This is a genomic window from Symbiopectobacterium purcellii (assembly GCF_052050035.1).
In the GTDB taxonomy this organism is placed as follows: domain Bacteria; phylum Pseudomonadota; class Gammaproteobacteria; order Enterobacterales; family Enterobacteriaceae; genus Symbiopectobacterium; species Symbiopectobacterium purcellii_A.
Window position 1 is genome coordinate 2765702 of sequence record NZ_CP189882.1, and the last position, 14332, is coordinate 2780033.

A 14332-nucleotide genomic window follows, 5' to 3' on the forward strand; every position below is an offset into this window, starting at 1 on the left:
TTTTTACCCTCTCAATACCGCAAACGCCTCACTTACGACTGCCCACGCTGGCAAAGTACGCTTTGATCCCCGCCAGAATAGATTCCGCAATTTGCTGCTGAAAGTGGCTGGTGCGCAATTTACGCTCTTCTTCCAGATTACTGATAAACGCCGTTTCTACCAGAATCGAGGGGATATCGGGTGCTTTTAACACCGCAAACCCGGCCTGATCGACCTTATTCTTATGCAGCTTATTCACTTTGCCGAGTCGCTTAAGGATTTCACCGCCAAATTTCAGGCTATCGCTGATGGTGGCGGTCTGCACCAGATCGAACAGCGTATGGTCGAGATAACGATCGCCACTCATGCCCACGCCGCCAATCAGATCGGATTCGTTTTGCGTTTCCGCCAAAAAACGCGCTGCGGTACTGGTTGCGCCTTTCTTCGACAGTGCAAACACCGAAGAGCCGCGGGCCGCGCGGTTGGTAAAGGCATCGGCGTGAATCGAAACAAACAGATCGGCACGCTGCTTGCGAGCTTTCGCTACCCGCACGCGCAGGGGAATAAACACATCCTCATTGCGCGTCATGTACGCCTTCATATTGGGTTCGCGTTCAATCAGGCTGCGTAACCGCCGTGCGATCTGCAACACGATGTCTTTCTCACGCGTGCGATTTTTACCAATGGCACCGGGATCTTCACCGCCGTGACCGGGATCGAGCATGATAACCAGCGGACGATCGCGCCCCGCTTTACCCGCCAACGGCGCTTCAGGCGGTAATTTACTCTCCAGATCGCCCTTATTGTAATCTTCCAGCAGCGCCAGTAGCGGATCGTCGGCATTGTCATGGCGCCCTACCGCCGGGTAGAGATCCAACACCAAGCGATGTTTAAACTCGGCAATGGGATCGAGAGTAAAAACTTTCGGATTGGAGGCTTGCTTCAGTTCTAACACCAGGCGCACCGTTTTAGGATCAAACTGCCCAATGCGGGCTTCTTTGATCAGCGGATCGTCAGACTGAAACTGCTGCGAAACCGTTTTCAACACGCTGTTAAGTTGGATATCTTCGATATCCACAACCAGCCGGTCAGGGTTGGTTAGCATAAACTGCTTGTATTTTAGCGTACGGTTAGACTCTAGCGTGACGCGGGTATAGGCTGAAGAAGGCCAGACGCGAACGGCGATCACCTGGGCGGCAGCGGCCCATCCGGCACCGCTGACGCTCAATAACCAGGTTGCCGCCGCGCCTTGCAAAAGGCGGCGGCGAGTCTGATTGTGATTCGAATAAGACATGCCACTCCAATTCGTTATGCTGTCGTTATTATGGTGCTGTAGTCATTGTGATGCTGTCGCAAGCAAGCACTGGCGCAAGTGCTCAAACGGTGATATCAGGCAAAAAAAACACAGACCAACAGAAAACTTGCTGCGATATTACGCGAAAAAGATAAAGTCAGTATTAACAATGTGAAAACTTTAACGAATCTTCCCACCTCTGTCATGTAAAAATCATTGTGACGGCGTATAAATGGCCGGAGAGCAAGTCAGTCATTCACAACGGAAATCAGCCCACTCCGAGAAAGAGGGCAATAACGCGGAACACGACCGAATTGTGAGACTTACTCCTTGCCTTTTCGTTCAGTTAGAATAAAGATACACAAATTACGAATAAAAATTCACTCAGAGAGGCTCGCAGTGAAGGAACGTAGTACAGAACTGGTCCAAGGCTTCCGCCATTCGGTTCCTTATATCAATGCGCATCGCGGCAAAACCTTTGTCATCATGCTGGGCGGTGAAGCCATTGAACATGAAAACTTCGCCAACATCGTCAACGATATTGGTCTGCTGCATAGCCTCGGCATCAAGCTGGTGGTGGTCTATGGTGCCCGTCCGCAGATTGACGCCAGCCTGACCACACACCATTTCGAACCGCGTTATCATAAGCATACCCGTGTCACCGACAGCAACACGCTGGATCTGGTGAAACAGGCCGCAGGTATGCTGCAACTGGATATCACCGCGCGTCTTTCCATGAGCTTGAATAACACGCCGCTACAGGGGGCGCACATCAACGTGGTAAGCGGTAACTTTATTATCGCCCAGCCATTGGGGGTGGATGATGGCGTGGACTACTGCCACAGCGGACGCATACGACGTGTCGATGAAGCGGCGATACACCGTCAGTTAGACAGCGGCGCCATTGTGCTGCTCGGCCCGGTTGCCGTCTCCGTCACGGGCGAGAGTTTCAATCTGACGTCTGAAGAAGTGGCTACCCAGTTGGCGATTAAACTGAAAGCCGAGAAAATGATCGGCTTCTGTTCCTCTCAGGGGGTTACCACGCAGGATGGCACCATCATTTCTGAGCTGTTCCCCGATGACGCCCAGCGCTGTATTGAAGAGCGCGAAGCCGATGGCGATTATAACTCGGGAACCGTGCGTTTCCTGCGTGGTGCCGTACGCGCATGCCGGAGCGGCGTGCGGCGTAGTCACCTGATCAGCTATCAGGAAGACGGTGTATTGGTGCAAGAACTGTTTTCTCGCGACGGTATTGGTACCCAGATCGTTATGGAGAGCGCGGAGCAAGTGCGCCGTGCCACCATTAACGATATTGGCGGTATTCTCGAGCTGATTCGCCCACTGGAGCAGCAGGGAATTCTAGTGCGCCGCTCACGCGAACAGTTGGAAATGGAGATCGATAAGTTTACCGTGGTCGTCCGCGATAACCTGACCATCGCCTGCGCCGCGCTGTATCCGTTCCCTGAAGAGAGCATTGGAGAAATGGCCTGCGTCGCGGTACATCCTGACTATCGCAGTTCCTCGCGCGGAGACATGTTGCTACAACGCGTTGCGGCACAGGCGCGTCAGCAGGGGCTGAAGAAACTGTTCGTGCTCACCACACACAGCATCCATTGGTTTCAGGAGCGCGGCTTTCAGCCCGCCGAGGTGGAGATGCTGCCCAAACGCAAGCAGGAACTGTATAACTATCAGCGAAGTTCTAAAGTGCTAATCTACGAATTATCAGAGAGTTAGGGTTAATTGGCGCGCAAAAAATAGGCAACAAAACACAACAAAGCACGACAATACACGACATTTTTATCAATAAGTTGCCGTCCATTGCACTGGTCAAGTAAATCAGGACACTTTTTTCTCAGCCATTTGTTCATAACGCACCGGAGACAGATCCCCGTTAGTGGCATGATGCCTGTCTAGGTTGTAGTAGCGGATATACGTCGCCACATCATGCTCCATGTAAGCCCGTGTTGGCTGGGGTACCAGCAGCAACCATTCATGTTTCAGACTGCCCCAGAAGCGCTCCATCACCGCATTATCCCAGCAGGCACCCACGTCTCCCATACTGCTCCTCAGCCTGTAGCTGCTCAGCAGCGCCTGAAAGCGTTGTCCCGTGTACTGCGCCCCCCTGTCCGTATGCACCACCAGGCCCGGCGGGGGAGTTCGCAGGTTATATGCCTTCATTAGGGCCCCGCAGACCAGCGATGAGGTCATCCGTCTGTCCACCTGCCAGCCCACTATCTGCCGGGAGTACAAATCCATAATAGCCGCCAGATACAGCCAACCTTCACCGGTCTTCAGATACGTGATGTCACTCGCCCACACCTGATTTGGCCCCGGCGGGTTAAAATTCTGGTTCAGCAGGTTTGGGGCCACCTCTGCACCCGGACGGGGTTTTGTCGTGACTTTATAAGTCCGGCGCTGTCGGCAGACCAGCCCCTCTTCCTGCATGATTTTCCTCACCCGCCAGCGGCTGATTATGATGCCTTCTCCACGAAGCCTTTTGACCAGCGTCCGGCTTCCTGCTCCCTGCCTGCTGGCGGCGAACAGCGCCTTTAACCTGACCCGGACCTCCACGTCTTTTTGCAGCGGTTCGGCGGGCTTTTTTCGCCATGCATACCAGGCAGAGGCTGTCACACGCATGACCCGACAGAGTGTACGAACGCTGAAGTCAGTGGCATTGTCGAGAATGAACCGGTATCTCACGACATATAGCTAAACGACTTAATTTTGATTACATTATTTAAATGAGCTATTCAATTGATTTTAGACGTAAAGTGATATCTACACGGAAAAACGAAGGGTTGAGTATCCGAGAAACAGCGAAGCAATTTCGGATTGGCCCTGCCTCTGTATCGCGTTGGATTAATCAAATAGAGTCAAAAGCATCGACCACGCGTCAGCGAAAGATCGATAAATCCGAGTTGATAAAAGATGTTGAACAATATCCAGATGCTTACCAAAAAGAACGTGCAGAGCGTTTTGGCGTTTGTCAGAAGGCCATTTGGCAAGCGCTTAAAAAGCTGGGATTGACCTATAAAAAAAACTCTACGTCATCCGAAAGCCGACGAAAACGCCCGGCAGGGATTTCAACAAAAAAAACAACAGTATGAAAAAGAAGGTAAACCTATTGTTTTTATTGATGAAAGTGGTTTTTCACACGATGCCCCACGGACTCACGGCTATTCCCCAAAAGGTCAACGGTGTTTTGGCCTGAAGAACTGGGGAGCTAGGGGAAGAACAAATGTTATCGGCGCTTTATTAGGCACAACGCTGTTTGCTATCGGATTATTTGATATCAATATTAACAGCGATGTTTTCTATGCCTGGGTCACACAAGTCCTTATCCCAGTACTCCCTAAAAACAGTGTAATCATGATGGACAATGCCACTTTTCACAAAAAACATAATATTCAACAAGTCATCATCGATGCAGGGTATATGGTGGAGTATTTGCCTACATATTCGCCAGATCTTAACCCAATTGAGCATAAATGGGCACAAGCAAAAAGCAAAAAAAGAGAGATGGGTTGCGATACAGAGAGTTTGTTCTCAGTCCATATGGTGTAATCAAAATTAAGTCGCTTGGCTATATGTTTCGCGAAGAAGGCACTCGCCTTTTTTAGTATAGCCAAGCGACATTATTTTGATAACAGCCAGCTATGCTTCTTTGCCGCATATCAGGGCATAGGATGTAATCATTTTTAAGTCGGTTGGCTATATCTCCTTCTCTGTACGTAACTCTTTGTTTTCCTTTTGTAACCGTTTTAACTCTGCACGTTCATCATCGCTGAGTACGCCGTTGCTCTGCTCGCGTGCCAGCGAGACCCATGTATGCAGGGTTTTGTTGCTTATGCCCAGCGATGCTGCTGCCCTGGCTATCGTATAGCCCTGCTCTGTTATCAGGGCAACGGCTTCCTTTTTAAACTCAGGGGTAAATTGTCGTTTATGGTTCACTAAACACCTCCGTTTTGGATGTAAGTTTAGTGTCCTGATTATTCAACCACTACAATCGCAATGGTCTGTGAAAGCAGCATCACCAGCAGCGTGCTGGGTAGCCGTGCCATGATCAGGTCCATCACGGGGGCGTTATAGCGCGGTGAGAAGCCGAGGCTGAAGTGGCTGAGGTTGCCAAGGTAGCTGAGAAGTTGGGAAAGAATAGGCTGATCCAGCCCGAACTGGGCGCGCAGCGCATGCAATAGCGTGCGTTGCAATCTGTTCATCGCCCTACCTCTATCAAAAAAACACAGTCCCGCCGTCGCGGGACTGTCGTATTACTTACTGTTCAATCCAAACGTCAGCCAGGCTGCCATTCACACCCTGAATGCCGTTGATAAAGCCGTGGACGTGCTTGTTGTAGATAGTCAGTCGGTTGATCTGCAACAGGTTAAGGTCCGGAATCTCGGTCGCGATGATGCGTTGGAACTGTTTGTACAACTCCACGCGTTTCGCCTGATCGGTCTCAACGGCGGCCTGCTCCAGCAAACGATCTACTTCCGGGTTGCTGTAGTGCGAGCCATTACCAAACGGCACGCCCGGTGAGTAGGTTTTCGACCAGTAGAGACGCTGCACACCAACCGCCGGATCGAACACGTTGGAAATGGAGCCGTTGTTGAAGTCAAAGTCGCTATCGGTATAGACGCGTTTGACAAAGGTGGCGAAGTCCTGCGAGCGAATGGTGACGTCAATCTCCACTTTGACCAGCGCGGATTTCAGGTATTCAACAACGCGTTTAAAGCTGTCGCCGTAAGGCATAAAATCGTGTACCAGTTGGAAACGAATGCAGTTGGCCTGACGGGGGAAGCCCGCTTCATCCAGCAGTTTGTTTGCCTTGGCGATATCGAAATTGTACGGTGACGGCGTGCTGTCGTGGAACTGCGTAAGTTCCGGCGTGATCCCTGTGGGAGAGTTCGAGGCATAGCCATACCACACCACTTTTTTCAGCACATCGAGATTGATGCTGTGCGCAATCGCCTGGCGCACCTTGAGGTTTTTCAGGTACGGATTATCCAGGTTGAACTCGATACGGGTTTGCGTCGGGCTGTAGCCATAACCGCGGGTTTCAATGCCCAGTTTCGGGTTCTTCTTGATGCGCTCAATTTCACTCATCGGGATGGGCGTATCATTGCCCAGATCCAGCGCGCCAGTTTCCAAGGCAATGGTGCGCGTGGCGCCATCAGGAATGATTTTTACCACTAAACGATCGATATAAGGCTTGGGCTTATCCCAGTAGTTCGGGTTGCGCTCATACAGAATATGGCTGCCGCGTACCCACTCTTTAAACACAAACGGGCCAGTACCGATCGGTGCGGTGTTGTGCGGCTTGGAGAGAATGTTGGTGCCTTCGTAGAGATGCTTGCGCACCATAGGCGCTTCATTCGCTGAAAACGCACTCAGCAAATAGGGCGCAGGCTGCGACAGCTCAATGATAGCGGTATAGGGATCCGGCGTTTTTACCTCGGTAACGTTAGCAAACGTGCCCTTACCCCGAGAGTTATATTGCTTCACGGTGAGAATGGAGAAGGCGACATCCGCAGAGGTGAAGTCTTTGCCATCATGCCATTTTACACCCTGACGCAAATGGAAGGTGTACGCTTTGCCATCCGGGCTGACAGACCAACTGGTCGCCAGTTGCGGCACCGGGTTCATGTTAAAATCGTAATCCAGCAACCCTTCGATCACTTTGGCGTTAACTTTCATCACCGCGCCGCTGGTGCTGACCAAACTGGTCAGGACTGGCGGTTCGGGCTCGGCCAGAAAGTTGAGCGTGCCGCCGCGTTGCGGGGTAACACCCGGTTGCGGCGTTGCCGTATCGGCTAACCCCGGCAGACTGAATAATGAGGTTGCCATTGGCTTTGTTGAATAAATCAGAATTAGCCGACAGGATGACTCCCTCTGCTACACCTGTTATCCTATCCTGACGCTGTGTGGCATACCCAACAACGTCATACGGTTCAGCGCTTTGACCATCGCTATGGCTTCACCTACTTGAGCCTCATAGTCACGCAGGCTCAGATGGCCACCCAGCAAAGTTTTTATGCGGAACATCGCTGTTTCTGCCACTGAACGCCGGTGATAACCCACTTTCTTTTTCCACATATCATTACTCCCGCTCAGACGCTGATTCGCCACCGCATGGTTACGTTCATAGTACTTGTCCGGCCAGTATTTCGCTCCGCTTCGCGGCGGGATAAGGGGCCTGATTTTCTTTCTCAGCAACGCATCGTGGCAGTAACGGGCGTCATAAGCACCGTCTGCTGACACTTCCCTGATTTTCCGGTGGGTTTGGTTAATCAGGCCCGGCAGTGCCTGCGCATCTGTCGTTCCGCTGAGCGATAAGTCGGCACAGATAATCTCATGCGTCGCACTGTCTGCTGCCAGATGAAGCTTGCGCCACACTCTTCGTCTGTCAGCCCCATGCTGCCTGACTTTCCATTCACCTTCGCCAAAGACCTTCAGACCGGTACTGTCGATGACCAGATGCGAGATTTCACCACGCGTTGGCGTTTTTATGCTGATACTGACGGTTTTTGCCCGCCGACTGACCATAGAGTAGTCCGGGCAGCGCAGTGGCAGGCTCATCAGTGTAAAAACCGAGTCGACAAAGCCCTGTAATGCCCGGAGCGACAGGTTAAACACGCGCTTTATCATCAAAACCGTGGTAACAGCCATATCGGTGTAGTAAAGCGGCCGACCACGACCTTCAGGCGAAGCACTGTCAGTCCATGCAGCGATGGCGGACTCATCAAGCCAGACCGTCAGGGAGCCGCGTTGTCTGAGTGCTTTGTTGTAGGTGGGCAAGTTGGTGATTTTAAACTTTTGCTTTGCCATGGGGAGCTGCTATCGGGAGCGATGATAGTGCTCTGATCCGGCGATCCCCTGAAAGTTCGATTTATTCAACAAAGCCGTTGCCATTATCAGCGCAGATAATATCGCTTTATGTTTCATGGTATTTATCCGTATTTTTCAGGGATATTATCCCTGTCGATTATGCGGTTTTTTGTGAGCATTTTTTTCGCTGATATACCAGCCTGGCAGCGTAACAATTCGACGCGCTATGGGCTTTGTTGAATAATTTAACCGTTTGATTTACATCTTCTTTAGTTAGAATGCATTTACAGAGAATGTATTTTGTTAGAACGACAAATCAAATAGTTAGCACAATAAAAAGCATTCCGAGAGGAAAAATCAGTCGTTGAAATTTTATAATGCTTATATAAATCAGCATCTTAAATTATTCAACAAAGCCCGCGCTATGCAGAGGAAAAGTGCGGTAATCACGGCGATCGAGAAATCACTATCAGGAAACTAACATCGGGTCATAAATAAAGGGATTGTCAGTGTGCGAGTCATCATGAATTCCTGGTTTTGGTATTTGCTATTCAATAAAAACTAACTAAAACAATTGATTATTTATTATTTCGCGCGGTGGCGAATCAATCACAGTCCGTTGCTGAGGCAAACTTTTCGACTGGCTTATTGCGGTTAAACCCTATCCTAACATGCGTTTTAAACAAACGTTTAAATCCGCATAAGCAAAGCTATAGCCAACCGACTTAAAAATGATTACATCCTATGCCCTGATATGCGGCAAAGAAGCATAGCTGGCTGTTATCAAAATAATGTCGCTTGGCTATATATTCCGCATAACACGCGTACTTGAAGTTTCTGGGGTATTTCTTTTATAACAGTGGCACTGTTTTCACGATTTTTTAACGCCATATTTTGGCGTTAAACTAGTTGCTGAATAGAGACTTGCATTTTTTGTCAGGCTATTGAGAATAAAAAGAGGTTTAACTTAGAGAATAAAGGTTTGAAATGATCAACAAAGAGCGGTTGTTACGAGATAATCGTTTATGTAAAGCAATCATTAAGCGTGTTGCTTAATAGTGAAATAAGGGTGTTTCGGTGATTGAAGTAAATTTTACGCTGTTCTGAGATGGAAATTCCAAAGACCGACGCTAAGGAGTAAGAAGGTATCATCAATAAAGGGTCTACGATTCCGGAGACTGTAAAATAATCTGTGTAAATGGCATTTTGAGGAAAACCTTCAAAGGATAACAAAATGCCTATCAGCAACGAACTTATTGACCAACTGCTTCAAGATTGTCACTCCCCTCAGGATCTGCTGGGTGAATCAGGCCTACTCAAGGTGCTGACTAAAAGACTGGCGGAACGGGTTCTTGAAGCTGAGATGGAGATGCACCTTGGGTATGCTAAGCATGACCCGGCTGGTAATCATTCAGGCAACTCACGCAATGGCAAGACATCCAAGAGCGTACGTAGCCAAAATGGGGAGATCGAGCTCGATATTCCGCGCGACCGCAACAGTACCTTCGAGCCGACACTGATCGGTAAGCACGAAAAACAGCTTAACGGCTTCGATGACCGCATTATTTCTCTCTATTCCAGAGGGTTATCAACCCGTGATATTCAGGCACACTTTAAAGAAGTCTACGGGGTCGATGTTTCCGCTGGCTTCATTTCTCAAGTGACCAATGCTGTGATGGATGAAGTTAAGCGCTGGCAGCAACGGCCGCTGGATGCGCTTTATCCCATTGTTTACCTTGACTGTATTGTTGTCAAAAGCCAGGACGGCGGAGCCGTGGCCAACAAGTCTGTTTATCTGGCCCTCGGCGTCAACGGCCAGGGCGAAAAAGAGCTGCTGGGGCTATGGATAGCCAAAACTGAGGGGGCCAAGTTCTGGTTATCTGTGATGACAGAACTGAAAAATCGTGGGCTAAAGGACATCTTCGTCGCCTGCTGCGATGGCCTGAAAGGCTTTCCTGATGCCATTGAAGCTGTTTACCCGCATACGCGGGTACAGCTCTGCATTGTGCATCAGGTGCGGAACTCGCTGCGCTACGTCGGCTGGAAAGAGCGTAAGGCCGTTGCTGCTGACCTGCGCACCATCTATAGTTCCGCAACGCTAGAGGGCGCTGAAGAGGCCCTGGATGCCTTCGCGGCCAAATGGGATGAACAGTTCCCGACGATCAGCCCGTCGTGGAGAAATAATTGGGAACGTCTCATCGTCATTTTTGACTTTCCGCCGGAGATCCGCAAGGTTATCTACACCACCAACGCGATAGAGTCGTTAAATGCTTCATTGCGCAAGATAACGAAAACGCGACGAATATTTCCAACGGATGACTCGGTGATAAAATTACTCTATCTAGCCTTGCATAATATCTCTGCTAAATGGACCTTGCCAATCAGAGACTGGAAACCTGCTATGAGCCAATTCATGTTGATGTATGGAGAACGAATCTCCGGTTAAGCAATGGAGCCATTTACACAAAATTCTTTACAGACTCCGATTCCGTAAAATTTGGGTCATGCAACCGAGGCGCTTGATACCCGCGATGGCGTGTTCAACTGTAATACGGATGCCAGAGATTATTTTATTTTCTTGTTTTTGTTCAGGCGATAAAGGTCTTTTTCGAGTTCCTTTTTTTGGGATTTGTGTATTAGGATGCTGTTTATCTATATAGCCAACCGACTTAAAAATGATTACATCCTATGCCCTGATATGCGGCAAAGAAGCATAGCTGGCTGTTATCAAAATAATGTCGCTTGGCTATACCTTGAAAACCGGTATCTGCCCAGATGGTTACCTCAGGAGGAATATGGCGAATTATATCGACTTTATCGAGTAAGCGTTTATCGTGACGGCGCCCATTTTTGCTCATGGGGATAAATCCAATTTGCCTTGTTTCGTCAGTCATAATAAGCGCTTTTCGAGTGGTCTGTCTTTTCTTTCCCGAATACATTTTTTTTCGCCGACGCAGATTCTTAGGCTTTTGGACAGGTCGCTCTGTCCCATCAATAAAGACGTCTTTAACTCCAGGAAAGGCGCGAAAAAATTCCTCAGCAGAGCGAATTTGACGAGCGGGCAAAACACATTCTCGCCCCAAGGTCATCTCTAAAACCGGCAATAATATTTTTACCCAGCGACATACCCGTGTTCTATCTAAACCAAAAAGAAGTCCTTGCAAATCATAGGTCGGATAACATTTTAAATACAATAAAATAAAAAGCAGTTTATCTAATGGGGTTGGGATAAATCCTTTCTGCCCTGCACCCATCTGCCGCTCGTGATCTTTTCGATTCTTTTTCCGATAAATCAAATAACAAGCTGAAAATTCAGCGGCTAAATTTTTCAATTCTTCGACTGATAATGGCTTTGTTGAATAAATCAGAATTAGCCGACAGGATGACTCCCTCTGCTACACCTGTTATCCTATCCTGACGCTGTGTGGCATACCCAACAACGTCATACGGTTCAGCGCTTTGACCATCGCTATGGCTTCACCTACTTGAGCCTCATAGTCACGCAGGCTCAGATGGCCACCCAGCAAAGTTTTTATGCGGAACATCGCTGTTTCTGCCACTGAACGCCGGTGATAACCCACTTTCTTTTTCCACATATCATTACTCCCGCTCAGACGCTGATTCGCCACCGCATGGTTACGTTCATGGTACTTGTCCGGCCAGTATTTGGCTCCGCTTCGCGGCGGGATAAGGGGCCTGATTTTCTTTCTTAGCAACGCATCGTGGCAGTAACGGGCGTCATAAGCACCGTCTGCTGACACTTCCCTGATTTTTCGGTGGGTTTGGTTAATCAGGCCCGGCAGTGCCTGCGCATCTGTCGTTCCGCTGAGCGATAAGTCGGCACAGATAATCTCATGCGTCGCACTGTCTGCTGCCAGATGAAGCTTGCGCCACACTCTTCGTCTGTCAGCCCCATGCTGCCTGACTTTCCATTCACCTTCGCCAAAGACCTTCAGACCGGTACTGTCGATGACCAGATGCGAGATTTCACCACGCGTTGGCGTTTTTATGCTGATACTGACGGTTTTTGCACGCCGACTGACCATAGAGTAGTCCGGGCAGCGCAGTGGCAGGCTCATCAGTGTAAAAACCGAGTCGACAAAGCCCTGTAATGCCCGGAGCGACAGGTTAAACACGCGCTTTATCATCAAAACCGTGGTAACAGCCATATCGGTGTAGTAAAGCGGCCGACCACGACCTTCAGGCGAAGAACTGTCAGTCCATGCAGCGATGGCCGACTCATCAAGCCAGACCGTCAGGGAGCCGCGTTGTCTGAGTGCTTTGTTGTAGGTGGGCCAGTTGGTGATTTTAAACTTTTGCTTTGCCATGGGGAGCTGCTATCGGGAGCGATGATAGTGCTTTGATCCGGCGATCCCCTGAAAGTTCGATTTATTCAACAAAGCCCTTTATTCTCTAAGTTAAACCTCTTTTTATTCTCAATAGCCTGACAAAAAATGCAAGTCTCTATTCAGCAACTAGTTTTTTGATGCCTTCCGCAACAGCCCTGAACAGCATCCGCTGCAAACGCCGAGCGGCAAGATTGAACTGTACAGCGATACTATCGCCCGTTACGGCTATGAGGATTTTGCCCCACATCCTGAATGGCGCCCGCCTGTCGAGTGGCTCGGAGCCGAAACCGCAGAGCGCTGGCCGCTGCATTTTATTTCCATTCAGCCATCGGATGGCTTTGTTGAATAATTTAACCGTTTGATTTACATCTTCTTTAGTTAGAATGCATTTACAGAGAATGTATTTTGTTAGAACGACAAATCAAATAGTTAGCACAATAAAAAGCATTCCGAGAGGAAAAATTAGTCGTTGAAATTTTATAATGCTTATATAAATCAGTATCTTAAATTATTCAACAAAGCCCCATCGGATCGTTTGCACAGCCAACTGGCCGCGACGCCGCAGGTGGCGGCGAACAAAACCGCAGGGAAAGAGACGCTCTACATGCACCCGCAGGATGCCAATGCGCGCGGTATTATTGATGAGCAGCAGGTGGAGGTCTTTAACGAACGTGGTCGAATTTATGCTGGCGTCCGCGTGACCGAAGGGGCGGCACCCGGCGTGGTGATCATGTCTACCGGTGCCTGGTTCGAACCGGGTTTCGGTCAGAAAGAGTGGCATGCGGTGGAGCAGTCCGGCAATGCCAACGTGCTAACGCTGGATATTGGCACCTCACCGCTCACGCAGGGACAGAATGCCATGAGCTGCCTGGTGGACGTAGCGGCAGCCTGATTTTCATCACACCAGTAGCGTAACAGGCTCGATCGCTTTATGATCGAGCCTGTTTTTTTACAGCGGTTATCAGAGTTAAAGGTTGGTGGTCATGAGTGGTACGTTATCCGAAGCCTATCTGCAACGCTTCGGCGGCACAGCGCGGTTATACGGTCAGCAGGCGTTGACGCTGTTCGCACAGGCGCACGTGTGCGTTATCGGCATTGGCGGCGTGGGTTCCTGGGCCGCAGAGGCGCTGGCGCGTACCGGCATTGGTGCGATTACGCTGATTGATATGGATGACGTCTGTGTCAGTAACACCAACCGGCAGATTCACGCGCTGCGCGAACATACCGGGCAGGCCAAAACGGATGTGATGGCGGAACGTATCCGTGCCATCAATCCTGAATGTCAGGTCACCTGCGTGGATGATTTCGTCACTGTGGATAACGTGGCGGAGTATCTCAACCGCGGCTTTAGCTATGTGATTGATGCGATTGACAGCGTGCGCCCGAAAGCGGCGCTGCTGGCGTATTGCCGTCGTTATAAAATTCCGGTCGTGACAACTGGCGGAGCGGGTGGGCAAATCGATCCGACACGCATCAGCGTGGTGGATCTTGCCAAAACTATTCAAGACCCGCTGGCGGCTAAGCTGCGCGAGCGGCTTAAACATGATTTCAACGTGGTCAAGAACAGCAAAGGTCGCTTAGGCATCGACTGCGTGTTTTCCGATGAGCCGTTGATGTACCCACAGGCAGATGGCTCGGTGTGCGCATCTCGCAGTACCGCGGAGGGGGTAAAACGCATGGATTGTGCCTCCGGTTTCGGTGCCGCCACAATGGTGACCGCGACCTTTGGTTTTGTCGCGGTATCCCACGCGTTAAAGAAAATGATGTCGAAGGCAGCGCGATTTGAATCGGTTGACGTTACATCGCGTAAAAATAACGCTGAGGGGAACGAGACCACCGTGTGAGTGGCAGGACGCCGCGAAAGTCAGCGCCGCGTCTGACAAAA

15 protein-coding genes and 2 pseudogenes are annotated in these 14332 nt (G+C 49.9%); 8 read left to right on the forward strand and 9 right to left on the reverse strand.

The features are described 5' to 3' along the window. Positions 1 to 28 precede the first annotated feature (28 nt). Positions 29 to 1273, reverse strand: coding sequence for an N-acetylmuramoyl-L-alanine amidase AmiC (amiC, locus tag ACQGXV_RS19330; protein ID WP_440862791.1), 1245 nt, complete (start codon positions 1271 to 1273; stop codon positions 29 to 31). Positions 1274 to 1672: 399 nt separating this feature from the next. Here amiC and argA point away from each other — a divergent pair, with 399 nt between their 5' ends. Continuing rightward, positions 1673 to 3007, forward strand: coding sequence for an amino-acid N-acetyltransferase (argA, locus tag ACQGXV_RS19335; protein WP_440862793.1), 1335 nt, complete (start codon positions 1673 to 1675; stop codon positions 3005 to 3007). A gap of 102 nt (positions 3008 to 3109) precedes the next feature. Here argA and ACQGXV_RS19340 read toward each other — a convergent pair whose 3' ends face one another. Next, a complete protein-coding gene (locus tag ACQGXV_RS19340) occupies positions 3110 to 3973 on the reverse strand; it encodes an IS3 family transposase (RefSeq protein ID WP_440862794.1) in 864 nt (287 codons plus the stop codon). A gap of 41 nt (positions 3974 to 4014) precedes the next feature. Between ACQGXV_RS19340 and ACQGXV_RS19345 the strand changes: the two genes are divergently transcribed. Genes ACQGXV_RS19345 through ACQGXV_RS19355 form a run of 3 tightly spaced genes read left to right on the forward strand, consistent with a single transcriptional unit; the run spans position 4015 to position 4975 of the window. After that, positions 4015 to 4380, forward strand: a complete 366-nt coding sequence (locus tag ACQGXV_RS19345) for an IS630 transposase-related protein (protein WP_440862584.1) — start codon at positions 4015 to 4017, stop codon at positions 4378 to 4380. Continuing rightward, positions 4304 to 4837, forward strand: coding sequence for an IS630 family transposase (locus ACQGXV_RS19350; RefSeq protein WP_440862665.1), 534 nt, complete (start codon positions 4304 to 4306; stop codon positions 4835 to 4837). The genes ACQGXV_RS19345 and ACQGXV_RS19350 overlap by 77 nt, the downstream gene beginning before the upstream one ends. A gap of 15 nt (positions 4838 to 4852) precedes the next feature. After that, positions 4853 to 4975 carry a hypothetical protein gene (locus tag ACQGXV_RS19355; protein ID WP_440862795.1) on the forward strand — a complete coding sequence of 41 codons (123 nt, stop codon included), beginning with the start codon at positions 4853 to 4855 and terminating at the stop codon, positions 4973 to 4975. 9 nt (positions 4976 to 4984) lie between these two features. On the opposite strand, the gene ACQGXV_RS19360 is transcribed toward ACQGXV_RS19355, so the two are convergent. The 4 genes from ACQGXV_RS19360 to ACQGXV_RS19375 are packed head-to-tail and all read right to left on the reverse strand — an operon-like array spanning position 4985 to position 8098. After that, entirely contained in the window at positions 4985 to 5224 is a 240-nt protein-coding gene (locus tag ACQGXV_RS19360) for a transposase (protein ID WP_440862796.1), read from the reverse strand. A gap of 38 nt (positions 5225 to 5262) precedes the next feature. Then, entirely contained in the window at positions 5263 to 5490 is a 228-nt protein-coding gene (locus ACQGXV_RS19365) for a hypothetical protein (protein ID WP_440862797.1), read from the reverse strand. A gap of 55 nt (positions 5491 to 5545) precedes the next feature. Continuing rightward, a complete protein-coding gene (locus ACQGXV_RS19370; protein ID WP_440862798.1) occupies positions 5546 to 7117 on the reverse strand; it encodes an ABC transporter substrate-binding protein in 1572 nt (523 codons plus the stop codon). A gap of 57 nt (positions 7118 to 7174) precedes the next feature. After that, complete coding sequence (locus ACQGXV_RS19375) at positions 7175 to 8098, reverse strand: IS5 family transposase (RefSeq protein WP_440862799.1); 924 nt, start codon at positions 8096 to 8098, stop codon at positions 7175 to 7177. A 1234-nt stretch (positions 8099 to 9332) separates the two neighbouring features. On the opposite strand from ACQGXV_RS19375, the gene ACQGXV_RS19380 reads away from it, so the two are divergent. Beyond that, positions 9333 to 10544 carry an IS256 family transposase gene (locus ACQGXV_RS19380; protein WP_440862551.1) on the forward strand — a complete coding sequence of 404 codons (1212 nt, stop codon included), beginning with the start codon at positions 9333 to 9335 and terminating at the stop codon, positions 10542 to 10544. Between the two features lie 27 nt (positions 10545 to 10571). Here the strand turns inward: ACQGXV_RS19380 and ACQGXV_RS19385 are convergent, their stop codons facing one another. The 3 genes from ACQGXV_RS19385 to ACQGXV_RS19395 all read right to left on the reverse strand — a co-directional run bounded on the left by ACQGXV_RS19385 (position 10572) and on the right by ACQGXV_RS19395 (position 12426). Beyond that, on the reverse strand, positions 10572 to 10778 hold the full coding sequence (locus ACQGXV_RS19385; RefSeq protein WP_440867515.1) for a transposase family protein: 207 nt from the start codon (positions 10776 to 10778) through the stop codon (positions 10572 to 10574). Next, positions 10768 to 11430 (reverse strand): transposase family protein, encoded by a 663-nt coding sequence (locus ACQGXV_RS19390; RefSeq protein ID WP_440862800.1) that lies wholly within the window; start codon positions 11428 to 11430, stop codon positions 10768 to 10770. The genes ACQGXV_RS19385 and ACQGXV_RS19390 overlap by 11 nt, the downstream gene beginning before the upstream one ends. A gap of 72 nt (positions 11431 to 11502) precedes the next feature. Further along, positions 11503 to 12426 (reverse strand): IS5 family transposase, encoded by a 924-nt coding sequence (locus ACQGXV_RS19395; protein WP_440862801.1) that lies wholly within the window; start codon positions 12424 to 12426, stop codon positions 11503 to 11505. A 151-nt stretch (positions 12427 to 12577) separates the two neighbouring features. Here ACQGXV_RS19395 and ACQGXV_RS19400 point away from each other — a divergent pair. The 3 genes and pseudogenes from ACQGXV_RS19400 to tcdA form a co-directional block, all read left to right on the forward strand. Beyond that, positions 12578 to 12772 (forward strand): annotated as a pseudogene (locus tag ACQGXV_RS19400) (hypothetical protein); the annotation flags it as partial. 198 nt (positions 12773 to 12970) lie between these two features. Continuing rightward, positions 12971 to 13339, forward strand: a pseudogene (locus ACQGXV_RS19405) (molybdopterin dinucleotide binding domain-containing protein); the annotation flags it as partial. A gap of 91 nt (positions 13340 to 13430) precedes the next feature. Next, entirely contained in the window at positions 13431 to 14291 is an 861-nt protein-coding gene (gene tcdA / locus ACQGXV_RS19410) for a tRNA cyclic N6-threonylcarbamoyladenosine(37) synthase TcdA (protein ID WP_440862802.1), read from the forward strand. Positions 14292 to 14332: the final 41 nt, after the last annotated feature.